Genomic DNA, 16,634 nt, shown 5'->3' on the forward strand with positions numbered 1-16,634 from the left:
CGCAACGATACCTCCATTGCTTCCACGAAGCAACTAAATGGTCACCGGTAGCCTGAGCCCGTGACCGACGCCCGAGCCGACGCCGAACGACTGCTCCGTGCCCAGCTCGACCGACTCTGGGTCCGGCAGACCCTGCGGGCGTCGCTGATCGAGTCCCAGGGCGGCCTCGACCCGACGGCCCGCGTGATCCTCCGCGCCGTCGACCGGTCCGGCGCGGTGCGCTCGATGGCCATCGCCGACGCCACGGGGCTGTCCCGCCCGGTCGTCAGCCGCCGGGTCGCCTCGCTCGTGGAGTCCGGGCACCTCGACACCGCCCCCGACCCCGCCGACGGTCGCGCCGCGCTCGTGTCGGTCGCGCCGGCCGGTCGGGAGCTCCTGGACACGCTGGCGGGCGCGGGGGCCGAGGTCGCCGACGAGCTCACGCAGGCGTTCGCGACCGAGGAGCTCCAGACGCTCGCGGGACTGCTGGCACGGCTGAACGACCGCGCGGACACGGTGCTCGGCATCGGCGCGCCGGACGGCGACCGCCCGGCCTGAGCGTGCGGCCCGCGTCCGCGGCGCGGTCGGGCGACGGTCGGAGGCGCGGTGCGGGCCCGCCACGCACCCTGCCCACCCGACCCGCTGGCGGTCGGGAGGCGCGGTGCGGGCCCGCCACGCACCCTCCGGTCGCGACCCACTGACGGACGGGAGGCGCGGTGCGGCACCGCCACGAGCCTCCCGTCCGGCCCCGGTCCGGGCCGCCCGCAGGCGGGCCGGGTCGCCGTGGGGGCCACGTCCGCGGTACCGTTTCCGCATGAGCACGGACACCGCCACCACCACCGAGACCGCCGACGAGGGGCCCGTGGTGACCTTCGCCGACCTCGGCCTGAGCGACCCGGTGCTCAAGGCCGTCAAGGACATCGGCTACGAGACCCCCTCCGCCATCCAGGAAGCGACGATCCCGACGCTGCTCGCGGGCCGCGACGTCGTCGGCCTCGCGCAGACCGGAACCGGCAAGACCGCGGCGTTCGCGCTGCCGATCCTGTCCCGCATGGAGTCGGGCAGCAAGGTGCCGCAGGCGCTCGTGCTGTCACCGACCCGCGAGCTCGCGCTGCAGGTGTGCGAGGCCTTCGAGCAGTTCGCGTCGCACATGAAGCACGTCCACGTGCTGCCGGTCTACGGCGGTCAGGCGTACGGCGTGCAGCTGTCGGCCCTGCGTCGCGGCGTCGACGTCGTGGTCGGCACCCCCGGCCGCATCATGGACCACATCGCGAAGGGCACGCTCGACCTGTCCGAGCTGAAGTACCTCGTGCTCGACGAGGCCGACGAGATGCTCAAGATGGGCTTCGCCGAGGACGTCGAGACGATCCTCGCCGAGACCCCGGACGACAAGCAGGTCGCGCTGTTCTCGGCGACGATGCCCGCGCAGATCCGCCGCATCTCGCAGCAGTACCTCAACGACCCGTCCGAGATCACGGTCAAGACCAAGACGAAGACGGCCGCGAACATCACGCAGCGGTACCTCATCGTGTCGTACCCGCAGAAGGTCGACGCCCTGACCCGCATCCTCGAGGTCGAGGACTTCGAGGGCATGATCGTCTTCGTCCGCACCAAGAGCGAGACCGAGACCCTGGCCGAGAAGCTCCGGGCCCGCGGCTACGCTGCGGCGGCCATCAGCGGTGACGTCGCCCAGGCGCAGCGCGAGCGCACCGTGAACCAGCTCAAGTCGGGCAAGCTCGACATCCTCGTGGCGACCGACGTCGCGGCCCGTGGTCTCGACGTCGACCGCATCACCCACGTGGTGAACTTCGACATCCCCGTCGACATCGAGTCCTACGTGCACCGCATCGGCCGCACCGGTCGTGCCGGCCGCAAGGGCGACTCGATCAGCTTCGTCACGCCGCGCGAGCGTCGCCTGCTCTCGGCGATCGAGCGCCACACCAAGCAGCCGCTCACGCAGATGCAGCTGCCGACGATCGACGACGTCAACGAGACGCGCCTGACCCGCTTCGACGACGCGATCACCGCCGCGCTCGAGCAGCAGGACCGCATCGAGAAGTTCCGCGAGGTCATCGCGCACTACGTCCGCAACCACGACGTCCCCGCCGAGGACGTCTCCGCGGCCCTCGCCGTCGTCGCCCAGGGTGACGACCCGCTGCTGCTCGACCCGAACTCGGACGCGCTCCGCAACCAGGTCGACCGTGACGGCCGTCGTGGCGACGACCGCGCCGACCGTGGTGACCGCGGTGACCGTGCCGAGCGCGGTCCCCGTCGCTCGCAGCCGATGGCCGCGTACCGCATCGAGGTCGGCCGCCGGCACCGTGTCGAGCCGCGCCAGATCGTCGGCGCGCTCGCGAACGAGGGCGGGCTCCGCCGCGACGACTTCGGGTCGATCCAGATCCGCCCGGACTTCTCGATCGTCGAGCTGCCCCAGGACATGGACCCGGGCGTGCTCGACCGCCTGTCGGACACCCGGATCAGCGGCAAGCTCATCGAGATCCGCCCGGACTCCCGCGGCGGCGGTGCCCGTCGCGACGACCGCGGCTCGCGCGGCGGGTACGACCGCGACTCGCGCGGCGGTGGCCGGGGCGGCTACGACCGCGACTCCCGTGGTGGCGACCGTGACGACCGCGGCGGCGACGACCGCGGTGCGCGCCGACCGCGGTACTGATGCGCTGACCGGGCGCGCTGCGGCGTCCCCGGTCCCGACGGGCGTGCCCGGACCTCCCGAGGTCCGGGCACGCCCGTCGTCGTCCACCGGCCGGTCGGGGGGTTGCGGCACGGTGGACAGAGCGGTTCACTCGGACGAGGGCACCGTGTCCAGCCGTCAGGAGGCACCCACCCATGCGTTCGATCGTCTACACCAGCACGCAGACCCGTCCGATCACGGACGCGGAGCTCGCCCAGATCCTGGCCGTCGGCCGCGAGAAGAACACGAGCATGGGCGTGACGGGCATCCTCGCGCACAAGGCCGACAACTGCATCGGCATCCTCGAGGGGGACGACGAGGTCGTGGGCGCCCGCTTCGAGCAGGTCCGCCTCGACCCCCGCCACACCAACGTGCGGGTGCTGCTCGACGAACCCATCGAGCAGCGGTCGTTCCCGGACTGGTCGATGGCGTTCCAGCCACTCGATCCGCTGATGCAGCAGGTCCCGGGCTTCAGTGACCTGTTCGCCCCCGGGCAACCCGCCGACCCGGCGTTCGGGTCGGCCCGGGCACGCGGGCTGCTCGAGTGGTTCCGGAAGCACCCGCTCGCGCCGCTGACGAGCCGGACCGCGGAGGAGGACGAGGCGCCCCGCTCCCTGGCGATCATCGGCGCCATCATCGCGCTGCGCGACGGCGGTGTCTCGCGGTTCGGGCTCGACGTCGCAGCGGCGCACGCGGGCATGCCCGTCGAGGACCTGCGGCAGGTCTTCCCGACCGAGGGGTCGCTGCTCGCGGCCACGGTCGAGCGGTGGACGCGGACGGTCTCGGGTCCGCTGACGCCGCTCATCGCGGAGAAGGGCACGGTCGCGTTCCTGCACGCCCTCCTCCTCGCGCAGTCCGAGGAACCGGCGCTGGTCGAGCTCCTGGCCGCGAGCCTGGCGTCTGCGGCCGACCCGACCGTGGACGGTGCCGACTACCACCGCTCGACGTACCGGCGCTTCCGGCAGACGATCCGGGACGGCCTGGCCGCGGACGTCCGCGAGGGTCGGGAGCCCGCGACGATGGACCCGGTCCGCGGTGCACAGCAGCTCCTCGCCCTGCACGACGGCCTCCGGCTGCAGGCGCTCCTCACCGCGGACACCGACCTCGTCGACGCGTTCGACCGTGCGGCGACCCGCCTGCGCCGCGGCTGGTCCGAGCAGTACGAGCAGCCGTCCTACTGGGACGTCCCGGTCACCGGCGCCTGACGGGGGACCGCCCGGAGCGAGCGTCCGCGGTCGGTGGGGGCGTCGGCCGACGGCGACCGCCCCGAGGACGGGAGGCACGGTCCGGACCCGGACCGTGCCTCCCGTCCGTCGGTGGATCCGTCACGCGGTCGTGCCCTCGGCGGTCCGCCGGCAGACCTCGTCCCACGGCGTCGGCTCGAGCCCGAGGTGCGCCCGGGTCGCGCGGTCGTCGACGACGTACGGCCCGGTCCACTGGTAGCCGAGCTGGGCGACCTCGCGCATGAACGGCACGACGGTCCCGAGTGCGCGGAACACCCCGATCGGCAGCGACCGGACCCGCACGGCGGGCTTGCCGACCGACCGCAGCACGTCGGTGAGCGCCTGCTCCTGCGTGCGCGGCGCGTTCGTCGGCACGATCCACGTCCGCCCGTGCGCGGTCGGGTCGTCGGTCGCGGCGACGAGCGTGCGGGCGACGTCCCCGACGTCGGTGTACGAGTGCGGCTGGTCGGTCCGGCCGATCACCGTGGCCGCCCTCCCGCGCAGCGCCCCGGGGAGGACCCGCGTGACGTGCCCGTTCGCCCCCACGCCCGGTCCGACGTAGTCGGCGCCGCGGACCTCGACGGCGCGGAGCCGGCCGGCCTCGTGCGCGGCGCGGGCGTCCGCCCACATCCGGGCCCGGAGGACGCCCTTGTGGTCGGTCGCCGCGTCGGGCAGGTCGGCGCGCATCGGTCCGGTCACCGGGCCGTACGGGTACAGGTTGCCCGTGATCCCGTAGACCGCGCCGGTCCGCTCGGCGGTCTCGAGCAGCGCGGTGGCGAGCGGCGGCCACACGCGCTCCCACTGGGTGTAGTCGCCCGGGTTCGCGCAGTTGTACAGGGCAGCGGCGCCCTCGGTGACCCGGGTGAGGGCCGCGGCGTCGGACGCGTCGAGGGCGACGTGCCGGACGCCGGCGACCCCGCTGTCCCGTCCGGAGCGGGTGACGACGACGACCTCGTCGCCGCGCCCGGCGAGGTGGGCGGCGACGTGGCGGCCGACGGGGCCGGCGCCGACGACGACGTGGTGACGGGACATGGTGCCTCCTGGCAGGTCTGGGAGAGCAGTGCTCTCGGAACTGAGTGTGGAGGACGGCGGCGCAGATTGCAAGAGCAGTGCTCTCGTTCGCGTGCACTGCTCTCGCGTGGCAGGCTGGACGGCATGGTGGACAAGGCCCCGACCGCGCGTGCGCTCGCCCGCGAGACCGTCCGCACCGCGATCCTCGACGCGGCACGGGCCCGGCTGACCGAGGAGGGGCCGGCGCAGCTGAGCCTCCGCGCCGTCGCCCGCGACGTCGGCATGGTCTCGTCTGCCGTGTACCGGTACTTCCCGAGCCGCGACGACCTGCTCACGGCGCTGCTCGTGCTCGACTACGACGAGCTCGGTGCCGCCGTCGAGGCCGCCGAGTCGCCCGTCGACCGCGCGGACCACGTCGGTCGCTGGGTCGCCGCGTGCCGCGCGATCCGCGGGTGGGCGGTCGCGCACCCCGGCGACTTCGCGCTGCTCTACGGCTCGCCGGTCCCCGGCTACGTCGCGCCGCAGGACACCGTCGCGCCCGCGTCGCGCACGACGCACGTGCTCCTGCGGGTGGTCACCGACGCGTGGGCCGCGGTCCCCGGGTCGGCCCTGCCCCCGGACTGGAGGCTCGGTGCGGGCCCGTCGGTCGACTCGCGCCCCGGGACCGCCGCGTCCGTCGCCGACGCGGTCCGGTACGCCGCGACCCACGGCTTCCACGCCGACCCCGCACCCGAGGTCGTGCTCCGCACGCTGATGGCCTGGACCACCGTGTACGGGATGCTGTCGTTCGAGCTCTTCGGGCACGCCGTCGGGTCGGTGTCCGACCACGCCGCGTACTTCGACGAGGTCGTCGTCCGCCTCGCGCACGACCTGGGCCTCGCCTCGCCGCATCCCGTCCCCTGAACGGGGCGTCGGCTGACAGGTGTGGTGCACCTACGGTAGACAGGCCTGTACCGACGCACTCACCAGCGTCGCCCGGCACATCAGGGGAGGATGCCGATGACCGCGATCGACGTCAGTCGTCAGGACCGTCGACGTCTGACGTCCGGCACCCCGCCCCGGCGGCTCGCCGCGGTCCGCACGGTCGCCCTGCTCGCGTCGATCGCCGGGCTGAACTACATCGTGTGGCGCTGGGCGGCGTCGGTGAACTGGCACTCCTGGTGGATCGCCGTGCCGCTGATCCTCGCCGAGACCTACAGCGTGATCGACTCGCTCCTGTTCGCCTTCGGCGCCTGGCGGCTCCGGGAGCGCGGGGAACCGCCGACGAAGCCCGACGGGGACGTCACGGTCGACGTCTTCATCACGACCTACAACGAGCCGGTCGAGCTCGTCGTGCGCACCGCCCGCGCGGCGAAGGCGATCACGCACCCGCACGAGACGTGGATCCTCGACGACGGCAACCGCCCCGAGATGCGCGCGGCGGCGGAGTCGCTCGGCATCGGCGTGATCACCCGTGGTGCGGACTGGGTGGACCGCCCCCGGCACGCCAAGGCCGGCAACCTCAACAACGCCCTGCTCGCGACCCAGGGCGAGTTCCTCCTCATCCTCGACGCCGACCAGGTGCCCGAGCCGGAGATCCTCGACCGCACCCTCGGCTACTTCAAGGACGAGCGGATGGCGCTCGTGCAGACGCCGCAGTGGTTCGAGAACGTCCCCGATGCCGACCTGCTCGGCAGCCAGGCCCCGCTGTTCTACGGTCCGATCCAGCAGTCGAAGGACGGCTGGAACGCCGCGTTCTTCTGCGGCTCGAACGCGATCCTCCGGCGCGAGGCACTCATGCAGCTCGGCGTGACGCGGTACGTCCGCGAGGTCCAGGAGTCGGTCGAGCGCACCATCCGCACCTCGCGGACGCTCCTGGCCCGTGCGCGCGAGACCGAGACCGACCCGCGCGTGCTCGACGCCCTCGACGGTGCCGAGCAGGTCGTCGAGCGCGCCCGCGACCAGGTCGACCGGGGCGTGCCGCTCGGTGACGTCACGTACGACTTCCAGCGCGGCATCGACGCGATCGCCTTCCGCTTCGCGGCCGCCGACCTCGAGTCCGTGCGCCGCGACCTGCAGGAGCTCGCCGCGATGTCGACCGAGGCGGACACGTTCGCGGGGCTCGACGACGCGGCGCTCGACGTGCTCGGCCGTCGCGACGCGTCGCCGGTCGCCGCGATCGAGTCCATCGCCGTGCTCGCCCGCGCGCTCGACGTCAACCGCGACGACGAGGCGCAGCCGATCATGCCGCTGGCGACGATCTCGGTGACCGAGGACATGGCGACCGCGATGCGCCTGCACGGCCTCGGGTGGCGCTCCGCGTACCACGACGAGATCCTCGCCAAGGGCCTCGCGCCCGAGGACCTGCCGACCATGCTCGTGCAGCGGCTCCGCTGGGCGCAGGGCACCATGCAGGTGTTCTTCCGCGAGAACCCCCTCGTGCAGAAGGGCCTGTCGTGGGGGCAGCGGCTCATGTACTTCTCGACGATGTGGAGCTACCTGTCCGGGTTCGCCGCGGTGGTCTACATCGCGGCGCCGGTGCTCTGCCTGTCGTTCGGGGTCGTCCCGGTCCAGGCGTACAGCGTCGACTTCTTCGTCCGGCTCATCCCCTTCCTCGTGCTCAACCAGCTGCTGTTCTGGGTGGTGGCCGCCGGCAGACCGACCTGGCGCGGGCAGCAGTACTCGCTCGCGCTGTTCCCGGTGTGGATCGAGTCGGTCACGAGCGCCTTCGACAACGTGTTCCGCGGTCGCCCGCTCGGGTTCCGCGTCACGCCGAAGGTCCGCGACGAGTCCGAGCAGAAGCCGCGATGGGACCTCGTCAAGCCGCAGCTGTACGCGATGGGGGCGCTCGTCGCCGCGCTCGTGCTCATCGGCATCCGGTACCTGACCGGTCAGGCGGAGGGCATCGCCCCGCTCGTGAACACCGCATGGGTCCTCTTCGACCTGTTCATCTTCAGCATCGTGATCCGGGCCGTGCGCTACCGCGGTCCGGGTCCGGGCACGCCCCAGTCCGAACACGAGTCCTCGACCGCAGGAGGCCCGCTGTGACCGAGCAGCACGTGACGTTCGAGGTGCCGGCCGTCGCCGCGTCCCTCGACGAGGTGCAGGACCGATTCGCCGCGTGGTGGGAGACGCTCGACGTCGACGACGCCCGACTGCGCTTCTCACTCGAGACCGCGCTCGCCGAGGTCGCCGCGAACATCGTCGAGCACACCCGCCGCGCCGACCGCGAGGCCGGTCGGCGGTACAGCGTCGAGCTCCGCGCGACCGACCGCGAGCTGATCGCCGTGCTGTCCGACAACGGGCTGCCGGTGGACATCGACCTGTCCGCCGTGACGATGGCCGAGGTCGACGCGGAGAGCGGACGCGGGCTCGCCCTGGCGATCGCCGCCCTCGACCGGCTCGACCACGAGCACGCGGGCGGGCACAACATCTGGACGCTCGCGTGCAACCGGTGAGGGGCGTCCTGGCCAAGGCCGTCGCGCTCCTCGTCGTCAGCGGCACGCTCCTGCTCGGCGTCGGCGTGCCCGCGACGGCCGCGACCGCCGCCAGCGCGACCGCGGCGACCTCGTCCCCGGACACGACGTCGTCCCCGGCACCGACGTCCTCGACCGCACCGACGTCGGGCGCGACCGCACCCGGGACGGCGACCAGCGCCTCCCGGACGGGTGCCGGCCTGCTGCCCGCCGACGGCCGGGCCTGGTACGGACCCGACCTGGACTGGGGGGCCGACGCGCCGGACGGCTACGCCGGCCGCCTCGGCGCGACCCCGTCGATGTACGGCGTCGAGCTCGACTACCCGTTCGACCGCACCGCCCGCGAGCAGTACGACCGCGCCAGCCGTGCCGCCGCGGCCCAGGGCGCCGTGCTCGTCGTGACCCTGACGCCGACGCAGTCGCTCGCCTCCCTGACCCGCGACGACGCCCGTGCGGCCGAGAAGCTGTTCGCGCAGTCGCACGAGCAGTACGACACCCAGGTGCTCGTCCGCTTCGCCCCGCAGATGAACGGCACGTGGGTCCGCTGGGGCCAGCAGCCGACCGCGTACGTCAGCGCCTTCCGGACGCTCGCCGGGGTCGTCCACCGGGGCGACTCCGACGCGGCCATGGTGTGGTCGCCCTCGTACGGGGCGGGCTACCCGTTCGGCGAGTCCGCCGGTCGGCTCGAGGACCTCTCGGCCGTCGACGTGGCCAAGGCCGACACGAACGGCGACGGCAAGCTCGACGCCGCGGACGACCCGTACGGCCCCTACTGGCCCGGCGCGGGGAGCGTCGACTGGGTCGGGCTGTCGATGTTCTTCTTCGGCAAGGGCAAGTCCACCGAGGCCGCCGGACGCGACGTCCCGCTCACCACGAACGAGGAGCCGACCGCCGGCGAGGTCGAGGCCCGCTTCGACGAGACCTGGGGCTACCAGCAGCCGCAGACCGAGGGCACCTTCACCGAGCGCTTCGCCACGGGCGAGGACCGCCCGATGCTGCTCGACACCGGGGCGCTGTACGACCACTCGTTGAAGGGCGCCAGCCAGCTCGAGGTCAAGCAGGCCTGGTGGCGGCAGGTGTTCGCCGCCGTGCAGGACCGCCCGGATGTGCGCGGCGTCACGTTCCTCGAGACGAACCGTCGCGAACCCGAGGCCGGGAACCGGGTCGCCGACTGGCGTGACACCGCGGTGCCGGCCGTCGCGGGGTCGTTCCGCACCGACCTGCAGGCGACCGACCGCTTCGAGGGCGGCCCCGTCACCGACCGGGTCACGCCGCAGGACGGCGCGGCCGCGATCAGCCAGGAGTACGAGACCGGCGGCGACCAGATGGCGTGGATCGTCTGGTTGTCGGCCGGTCTGGCCGCGGTGTTCCTGCTCAGCGGGCTCGTCGGCCGACTGCTGCCGAGTTGGCGCTACCCCGACGACGGCAAGCCCGGACGCGACCTGCGGCTCGACCTGTTCCGCGGCTTCATCATCCTCGCCGTGGTGATCACGCACATCGAGATCGGCGGACCGTACTCGTACATCACGCTGCACGCCACGGGTGCGATCACCGGCGCCGAGATGTTCGTGTTCCTGTCCGGCATGGTCCTCGGCATGACCTACCCGTTCGCGATCAAGAAGTTCGGCGAGTGGGTCGCAGCGGTCGGCGCGTGGAAGCGTGCCCGCAAGCAGTACCTCGTCACGCTCGGTGTGATCCTGGTCGTCTTCGCGATGAGCTTCGTGCCGTTCCTGAACACCGACGCGATCACGACCTTCACCGACCGGGGGACCGGCACCGGGGGCGTCGGGGCCGAGGGGCGCGTGTACGACCTGTACCCGAACGCCATGCAGCTGTTGGCGTACCCGCCGCCCTGGTTCGCGATCAAGCAGTTCCTGCTGCTCGAGATGGGGCCGTGGCCGTTCAACATCATGGGTCTGTTCGTGGTGCTGAGCCTGTTCATCCCGGTGTTCATGTGGGTGATCCGGCGCGGCTTCTGGTGGGCGCTCCTCCTCGTCAGCTGGGGTGTCTACGTCTTCCAGGCGCTCAACCCCGAGTTCCGTCCCCTGAACTCGCAGTTCGAGGCCGTCTTCCCGCTCCTCACCTGGCAGGTCGTGTTCACGCACGGCCTGGTGCTCGGCTACTACCGCCGGCAGGTGATCGGCGCGCTGACCGGCCGGCTCGGCAAGGTGCTCATCGGCGTCGGGATCACCGGGTACGCGCTGTTCCTGGTCTACGTCTGGGCCGGGAACCAGTTCGGCTTCACCCCCGCACCGTTCCCCGCGACGATGTACGACCAGCTCTACAACACGGCCTACCAGCGCGTCGACCTGCAGTGGGGCCGACTCGTCGACATCGCGTTCTTCGCGATCGTGTCGTACGCGATCCTCACGGTGTTCTGGAAGCCGATCGCCGCGGTGATCGGCTGGCTGTGGATCCCGATCGGGCAGGCGAGCCTCTACGTGTTCGTGTGGCAGGTGTTCTTCGCGCTGGCGATCGCGTCGATCCCGGGCGTGGACTGGTTCAACGGCTGGATCGGGTTCGCGGCCCACACGGTGCTGATCCTGCTGGTCTGGTACATGATCCGGAAGAAGTTCCTGTTCTCGATCATCCCGCGCTGAGCGACGGTCGGCGCCGGGTCCCGGTCAGCGCCGCGCCGCGGTGTGCGCCGTGCCGCGGTGGGCGGTGCGTCCGGTGGGCGGTGCGTCCGGTGGGCGCGGTCGCCGGACGGGCGGGGAGACGGACGGGAGGCGCGGTGCCGGCTGGCACCGCGCCTCCCGTCCGTGGGGTGGTCGCGTGGACCGCGTCAGGCGAGCGCGCCGCTGTCGGTCGCGAGCGCCTGCCGGACCGGTCCCCACGAGGCGAGCCGCTCGCGGACCGCCTCGTCCCGCTCGTCCGCGATCGCGGTGGCGTGCGCCCGCTCCAGGACCTCGTCGATCACGACCCGCTGCCCGGACCGCGCCGACGCGATCGCCGCGTCGACCATGACCAGGCTCATGACGTTGCCGTGCACCTCGCCGTCGGGCCGGCTGCCGGTGCGCACCGCGCGGACGAAGGACGCGAGCGCGCCCGCGATCTCGGTCCCGACGCCCGGTGCGGGCTCGGGCGTGCCCGGAGCGCCGTCGACCACGCTCGACGGGTCGTGGTCGCCGTCCCAGGCCGCCGAGCCGGTCGCGCCCGTGGCACGCCAGTCGCCGTTCCACGAGGTCTCGTCGCCCGGCGCGCACCACGAGCCGTCGTACACGTAGCGGGCGTCGTCCTCGAACGTGAAGACGGCCGCGGCGTTCGCGTGCCCGCGGTACCAGGACCACGACGGGTTCCACGAGTCGCACGTCACCGACACCGGCTCCCGCTCGAGCACGTACCGGGCGGAGTCGAACGCGTGGATCGCCATGTCGAGGAGCAGGACGTCGTCCATCTCCTCGCGGAAGCCGCCGAAGTGCGGCGCCTTCGCGAACCGGGTGTTCAGGCTCCCGACGCCGCCGAGCGCGCGGACGTGCTGCCGGAAGGCGACGAGCTGGTCGTTGTACCGACGCGACTGCGACACCATGAACAGCTGCCCGGTGACCTCGGCGGCGGCCGCGAGGGAGAGCGCCTCGGCGACGGTCTGCGCGGCCGGCTTCTCGCCGAGCACCGGCAGCCCCGCGTGCAGGGCGTCCATCGTGACCGGGTGGTGCGCGACCGGCACCGTGATGTCGAGGACCGCCTCGGCGCCGGTCTCGGCGAGCAGGGCCGTCAGGTCCCTGCCGACCGGGATGGCCGGCGCCCCGGCGAGCTCGGCCCCGGCGCGGGCGGCGTCGAGGTCGAGGTCGACGACCCCGACGAGCTCGACGTCGGGGTCCGCGGCGACCGTCGCGAGCCAGGCGCGCCCCATGCCGCCGGCGCCGACCTGGACGACCCGCAGCGGGGCGTGGTCGGTCATGCGCGGGCCCCGGCTCCGTGCTGGGCGGTGTCCGCCTGGGCAGCTGTGGGTGCGCTGTCCGCCGGGGAGTCTGTGGGGGCGCTGTCCGCCGGGGAGTCTGTGGGGGCGCTGTCCGCCGGGGCTTCGTCCTCCGGGGCGTCGTCGAACGGGCCGCGGTAGTGCTGGCCGTCGAAGTACTCGCCGAGGTCGTACCGGCGGAGCGTCGGCAGCTCCCGCTCGCGCTCGGGCCGGGCCCACTCGGCGGCGTTCGCGATGACACGGCGGACGTCCGGGTGGTGGTACACGGGGAAGTCCTGGTCGCCCGGGGAGAAGTAGAAGATCTTCCCGAAGCCGCGGCGGTAGGTCATGCCGCTCCGGAACACCTCGCCGCCGGTGAACCCCGAGATGAACACGAGCTCGTCCGGGGTGGGGACGTCGAAGTACTCGCCGTACATCTCCTGCTCGGGGATGACGATCGGGTTCGGGACACCGCGCGTGATCGGGTGCTGCGGGTTCACGGTCCAGACGAGTTCCTGGTCGTGCTCGCTGCGCCACCGGAGCGTGCAGGTCGTGCCCATGAGCTTGCCGAAGATCTTCGACCAGTGGCCGGAGTGCAGCACCACGAGACCCATGCCGGACAGGACGTGCTTGTGGACGCGGTCGACCACGGCGTCGTCGACGTCGGCGTGCGCGGCGTGCCCCCACCAGGTCAGGACGTCGGTCTCGGCGAGGACGGCGTCGGTCAGGCCGTGCTCGGGCTCCTGCATGGTCGCGGTGCGGACGACGGCCTCGGGCAGGTGCTCGCGGATGCCGTCGGCGATCGCGCCGTGCATGCCGTCCGGGTACCGCTCGGCGACGTGCTGCTCGACCTGCTCGTGGACGTTCTCGCCCCAGACGGTGATGCGCAGCGGGGTGGTGGTCATGGTGTGGGCCTTCCTGACTGAGGGGACGCGGGTGCGTCGGAGTGTGCGGTCGCGGTGCGACGGGTGCCGGGCGGGCCGGTCGTGCCCGTCGCGGTTCGGCGGGTGCCGGGCGGGCTGGTCGCCGTCTGGCGGTGGCGGGCGGGGCCGGTCGCGGTGTGGCGGTGGCCGGCCGGGCCGGTCGGGGTGTGGCGGTGGCGGGCGGGGCCGGTCGCGGTGTGGCGGTGGCGGGCGGGGCCGGTCGCGGTGTGGCGGTGGCCGGCGGGGCCGGTCGTCACTTGACCGCACCGCCGAGCGCGCCGGCGGAGATGTAGCGCTGGGCGACGATGAGGAGCACGGCTGCCGGGAGCGACGCGAGGACGGACGTCGCCATGACGGGTCCCCAGTCGGTCACGTTCGAGCCGATGTAGTTGTAGATGCCGAGCGTGATCGGGCGGACCGCGTCGGTCGAGGTCAGGGTGAGCGCGATGAGGAAGTCACCCCACGCACCGAGGAACGTGAACAGCGCGGCCGTGACGATCGCGTTGCGGCTGATCGGCAGGACGATCGACACGAACGCGCGCAGGTCGGTCGCGCCGTCGACCAGGGCGGCCTCGACCAGGCTCGGCGGGATCGACTCCATGAACGCGCGCATGAGCAGGATCGCGAACGGGACCTGCACGGCGCTGTCGGCGAGGATGAGCCCGACGTAGCTGTTGAGCAGTCCGACGTTGTTGAACAGCGTGTAGAGCGCGTTCGCGATGACGATGCCCGGGATCATCTGCGTGATGAGCAGCACGAGCAGGAACGTCCGCGTGCCCCGCATCCGGAACCGGGCCAGGCCGTAGGCGGCGGGGGTGGCGATCGCGAGGGTCAGGACGACGGTGCCGAGGCCGATGATCATGCTCGACACGAAGTTCTGGCCCTGCTGGGCGAACGCCGCCTGGTACCCGGCGAACGTCGGGTTCCACGGGAACCAGGTCGCGGTCGCGGCGCCCGAGGTGGCCTGCAGGCTCGTGTTCACCATCCAGTAGACGGGGAACACCATGATCGCCAGGAACACGATGCCGAGGATCGTGAAGGGGAGCCCCTTGGCCGAGCGGCGGGGACGCCGGTCCCGCGCGGTCCGCTCGGTCGTGATCGCCCGGGTGACGGTGACGGTCTGGTTCGCGAGTCCGACGCTCATTCGTCGACCGCCTTCCTGGAGATCGCGATGTAGACCATCGCGAAGACGAACGAGACGACGATGAGGACGTTGCTCACCGCGGCTCCGATGCCGAACTGGAAGTTGATGAAGGACTGGTGGTACGCGTTGGTGGCCAGGGTCTGCGTCGAGTTCGCCGGTCCGCCGCCGGTCAGGCCGAGGATGATGTCGACGACCTTCAGCGTGTAGACGACCCCGAGCACGATCACCACGCTCACCACCGACCGGATGCTCGGCCAGGTGATGTACCAGAAGGCCTTGAAGCCCGTGGCACCGTCGAGGGCACCGGCTTCGTACAGCTCCGGCGGGACCGACTGCAGCCCGCTGTAGAGGATCGTGGTGTTGAACGGGATGCCGAGCCAGACGTTCACCCCGATGACCGCGATGAGCGCCAGGCTGGGGCTGACGAGCCAGGGGACCGGACCGATGCCGACGACGCCGAGCAGCTGGTTCAGGGCGCCGCTGTCCTGGTCGAGCAGCCACTTCCAGACCGCGCTCGACGCGATCAGGGGCAGCAGCCACGGCAGCAGGAGCAGTCCGCGCAGGAAGCCCGACAGCGGGAAGTGCCGCCGGAAGAACAGCGCGAGGCCGAGGCCCAGGACGAACTGCAGGACGATCGACCCCGCGGTGAACAGGGCCGTGTTCACCACGCTCGTCGTGAAGACGCTGCTCGAGAAGACCGAGACGTAGTTGCCGAGGCCCACCCAGGGTGCCTCGCCGGTGAAGAAGGTCTTCGTCGTGTAGTCCTGGAACGACATCAGGACGTTCTTGACGACCGGGTAGCCGAAGAAGACGGCCACGAAGACGGCGGCCGGGATGACGAACAACCACCGGGTGGTGGCGGACCGGATGCGCGCGCGGCGCTGTCCGGGTCGTGCTGGGGCCGGGGACGTCGTCGTCCGGGGCCGGATCTGTGTCGAGGCGCTCATGTCAGGTCCTTCCGTCCGGGGTGCGGGGAGCCGACCGCGTGGTCGGCTCCCCGTCTCCCACTACTGGTTCTGCGACTGCGCCTGCTCGAGCGCCTGCTCGGGGTCGGCCTTGCCGGTGAGGGCGAGCTGGACGGCGGTGTAGATCTTCGTCGCGGCCTTGGGCCAGTCGGGACCGAGCTCACCGGTGCGGGCACGGGCGGTCTGCACGGTCGTCACGAACGAGGCCACGTCCTGGTGGTCCTTCGCCCAGGCGGTGCCGACCTCGATGTTGGTCGGCACGTTGCCGGTGGTGCCGGCGAAGACCTTCTGCATCTTGTCGCTGTTGAGGCACCCGACGAACTTGCCGGCGAGCTGCATCTTGGCCTTGTCGCCGGTCTGCGGGACCGTGAAGGCCTCGCCACCGAGCGGGGCGACGGTCTCCGAACCGGTGCGCGTCGGGATCGGGACGCTGTCGAACTCCAGGTCCTTCGCCTTCTTGAGTGCCGGCAGCTGCCACGGACCGTTGATCATCATCGCTGCCTTGCCCGCGATGAACTGGTTGTTCACGTCGGCCTGGGCCCAGTTGATCGAGCTCTTCGACATCGAGCCGTCGTTCTGCAGGTCCTCGACGAGCTGGAGCGCCTGGGTGGCCTCGGGCGTCGCGATGTCCTTCTCGTCGCCGCCGTTCGACCAGAAGAAGGGCAGGAACTGCCAGGTGCCCTCGTACGTGTTGATGTTGCTCATCGCGAAGCCGTAGGTCGATCCGCTGGTGAGCTTCTTCGCGGCTTCCTTGAGCTCGTCCCACGTCTTCGGGGGCTGGATGCCCGCGTCGGCGAGCATCTTCTTGTTGTAGTAGAGCGCGATCGAGTTCGTGACCGGCTGCAGACCGTAGAGCTTGCCCTTGTACGTGTTCGCGCCCTTGACCCCCGGGACGTCGTCGTCCGCGTCGAGCCCGTAGTCCGCCAGGTCCGACAGCGCACCGGAGGCGGCGATCTGCTGCACGTCGGGGTTGTCGAGCATGAGCACGTCCGGCAGGGTCCGCGACGACGCCTGCTGCAGCACCTTCGAGATCAGACCGGCGCCGGCGACGTGGTTGATCTTCAGCTCGGCACCGACCTCCTTCGCGCACTGCTGGTAGATCGGGTCGTAGTTCGCGGCGTAGTAGTCCTCGATCGTGAGGGTCTTGCCGCCGCCGGACGAGGCGGACCCGGCGCCGGAGCAGCCGGTGAGGACGAGCGGGATCGTCGCGATCGCGGCGACGGCGCCGACGAGGGCGCGCGTCCTGCGGGACGGGGAGGGGGAACCAGGCTTCATCGACTGCTCTTCTCTTCGCGGATGCGGGGAAGGACGCGGTGCGGCGACTCCACTGACGTCGTCGTCGCGGTG

The 16,634-nt window shown here is 71.9% G+C and carries 12 protein-coding genes and 1 pseudogene; 7 read left to right on the forward strand and 6 right to left on the reverse strand.

Features of this window, described 5'->3' with window-relative positions; all coding sequences use genetic code 11:
• Positions 1–60: 60 nt before the first annotated feature.
• The 3 genes from QOL15_RS03970 to QOL15_RS03980 all read left to right on the forward strand — a co-directional run bounded on the left by QOL15_RS03970 (position 61) and on the right by QOL15_RS03980 (position 3,873).
• The gene (locus QOL15_RS03970; protein WP_065961935.1) at positions 61–537 is read left to right on the forward strand and encodes a MarR family winged helix-turn-helix transcriptional regulator; all 477 of its coding nucleotides are present in this window, start codon (positions 61–63) and stop codon (positions 535–537) included.
• Between the two features lie 256 nt (positions 538–793).
• Positions 794–2,650 carry a DEAD/DEAH box helicase gene (locus QOL15_RS03975; protein WP_065961937.1) on the forward strand — a complete coding sequence of 619 codons (1,857 nt, stop codon included), beginning with the start codon at positions 794–796 and terminating at the stop codon, positions 2,648–2,650.
• A gap of 173 nt (positions 2,651–2,823) precedes the next feature.
• Positions 2,824–3,873, forward strand: coding sequence for a BLUF domain-containing protein (locus QOL15_RS03980; RefSeq protein ID WP_071249461.1), 1,050 nt, complete (start codon positions 2,824–2,826; stop codon positions 3,871–3,873).
• A 120-nt stretch (positions 3,874–3,993) separates the two neighbouring features.
• Here the strand turns inward: QOL15_RS03980 and QOL15_RS03985 are convergent, their stop codons facing one another.
• Entirely contained in the window at positions 3,994–4,923 is a 930-nt protein-coding gene (locus tag QOL15_RS03985; protein WP_071249462.1) for an NAD-dependent epimerase/dehydratase family protein, read from the reverse strand.
• Between the two features lie 123 nt (positions 4,924–5,046).
• On the opposite strand from QOL15_RS03985, the gene QOL15_RS03990 reads away from it, so the two are divergent.
• The 4 genes from QOL15_RS03990 (at position 5,047) to opgC (ending at position 10,957) form a co-directional block, all read left to right on the forward strand.
• Positions 5,047–5,805: a TetR/AcrR family transcriptional regulator gene (locus QOL15_RS03990; RefSeq protein WP_071249464.1), complete on the forward strand. Its 759-nt coding sequence runs from the start codon at positions 5,047–5,049 to the stop codon at positions 5,803–5,805.
• A 96-nt stretch (positions 5,806–5,901) separates the two neighbouring features.
• Positions 5,902–7,929, forward strand: coding sequence for a glycosyltransferase (locus tag QOL15_RS03995; RefSeq protein ID WP_083394145.1), 2,028 nt, complete (start codon positions 5,902–5,904; stop codon positions 7,927–7,929).
• On the forward strand, positions 7,926–8,339 hold the full coding sequence (locus QOL15_RS04000) for an ATP-binding protein (RefSeq protein ID WP_071249466.1): 414 nt from the start codon (positions 7,926–7,928) through the stop codon (positions 8,337–8,339). Before QOL15_RS03995 ends, QOL15_RS04000 begins: the two co-directional genes overlap by 4 nt.
• Positions 8,336–10,957, forward strand: a complete 2,622-nt coding sequence (gene opgC / locus QOL15_RS04005) for an OpgC domain-containing protein (protein WP_083394142.1) — start codon at positions 8,336–8,338, stop codon at positions 10,955–10,957. The genes QOL15_RS04000 and opgC overlap by 4 nt, the downstream gene beginning before the upstream one ends.
• A 185-nt stretch (positions 10,958–11,142) precedes the next feature.
• On the opposite strand, the gene QOL15_RS04010 is transcribed toward opgC, so the two are convergent.
• The 5 genes and pseudogenes from QOL15_RS04010 to QOL15_RS04030 all read right to left on the reverse strand — a co-directional run bounded on the left by QOL15_RS04010 (position 11,143) and on the right by QOL15_RS04030 (position 16,562).
• Positions 11,143–12,258 (reverse strand): Gfo/Idh/MocA family protein, encoded by a 1,116-nt coding sequence (locus QOL15_RS04010; protein ID WP_071249468.1) that lies wholly within the window; start codon positions 12,256–12,258, stop codon positions 11,143–11,145.
• Between the two features lie 140 nt (positions 12,259–12,398).
• A pseudogene (locus tag QOL15_RS04015) lies at positions 12,399–13,160 on the reverse strand (ThuA domain-containing protein); the annotation flags it as partial.
• Positions 13,161–13,431: 271 nt separating this feature from the next.
• A complete protein-coding gene (locus tag QOL15_RS04020; RefSeq protein WP_083230187.1) occupies positions 13,432–14,322 on the reverse strand; it encodes a carbohydrate ABC transporter permease in 891 nt (296 codons plus the stop codon).
• The gene (locus QOL15_RS04025) at positions 14,319–15,269 is read right to left on the reverse strand and encodes a carbohydrate ABC transporter permease (protein ID WP_071249475.1); all 951 of its coding nucleotides are present in this window, start codon (positions 15,267–15,269) and stop codon (positions 14,319–14,321) included. The genes QOL15_RS04020 and QOL15_RS04025 overlap by 4 nt, the downstream gene beginning before the upstream one ends.
• A 60-nt stretch (positions 15,270–15,329) precedes the next feature.
• A complete protein-coding gene (locus QOL15_RS04030) occupies positions 15,330–16,562 on the reverse strand; it encodes a sugar ABC transporter substrate-binding protein (protein ID WP_065961954.1) in 1,233 nt (410 codons plus the stop codon).
• Between the last annotated feature and the right edge of the window lie 72 nt (positions 16,563–16,634).

The organism is Curtobacterium sp. MCBA15_012 (assembly GCF_001864935.2).
Taxonomy (GTDB): Bacteria; Actinomycetota; Actinomycetes; order Actinomycetales; family Microbacteriaceae; genus Curtobacterium.

Coding starts and splice junctions, on each gene's coding strand:
- QOL15_RS03975 (WP_065961937.1), top strand. CDS start 794: ATGAGCACGGACACCGCCACCACCACCGAGACCGCCGACGAGGGGCCC.
- QOL15_RS03980 (WP_071249461.1), top strand. CDS start 2,824: ATGCGTTCGATCGTCTACACCAGCACGCAGACCCGTCCGATCACGGAC.
- QOL15_RS03985 (WP_071249462.1), bottom strand. CDS start 4,923: ATGTCCCGTCACCACGTCGTCGTCGGCGCCGGCCCCGTCGGCCGCCAC.
- QOL15_RS03990 (WP_071249464.1), top strand. CDS start 5,047: ATGGTGGACAAGGCCCCGACCGCGCGTGCGCTCGCCCGCGAGACCGTC.
- QOL15_RS03995 (WP_083394145.1), top strand. CDS start 5,902: ATGACCGCGATCGACGTCAGTCGTCAGGACCGTCGACGTCTGACGTCC.
- QOL15_RS04010 (WP_071249468.1), bottom strand. CDS start 12,258: ATGACCGACCACGCCCCGCTGCGGGTCGTCCAGGTCGGCGCCGGCGGC.
- QOL15_RS04020 (WP_083230187.1), bottom strand. CDS start 14,322: ATGAGCGTCGGACTCGCGAACCAGACCGTCACCGTCACCCGGGCGATC.
- QOL15_RS04025 (WP_071249475.1), bottom strand. CDS start 15,269: ATGAGCGCCTCGACACAGATCCGGCCCCGGACGACGACGTCCCCGGCC.
- QOL15_RS04030 (WP_065961954.1), bottom strand. CDS start 16,562: ATGAAGCCTGGTTCCCCCTCCCCGTCCCGCAGGACGCGCGCCCTCGTC.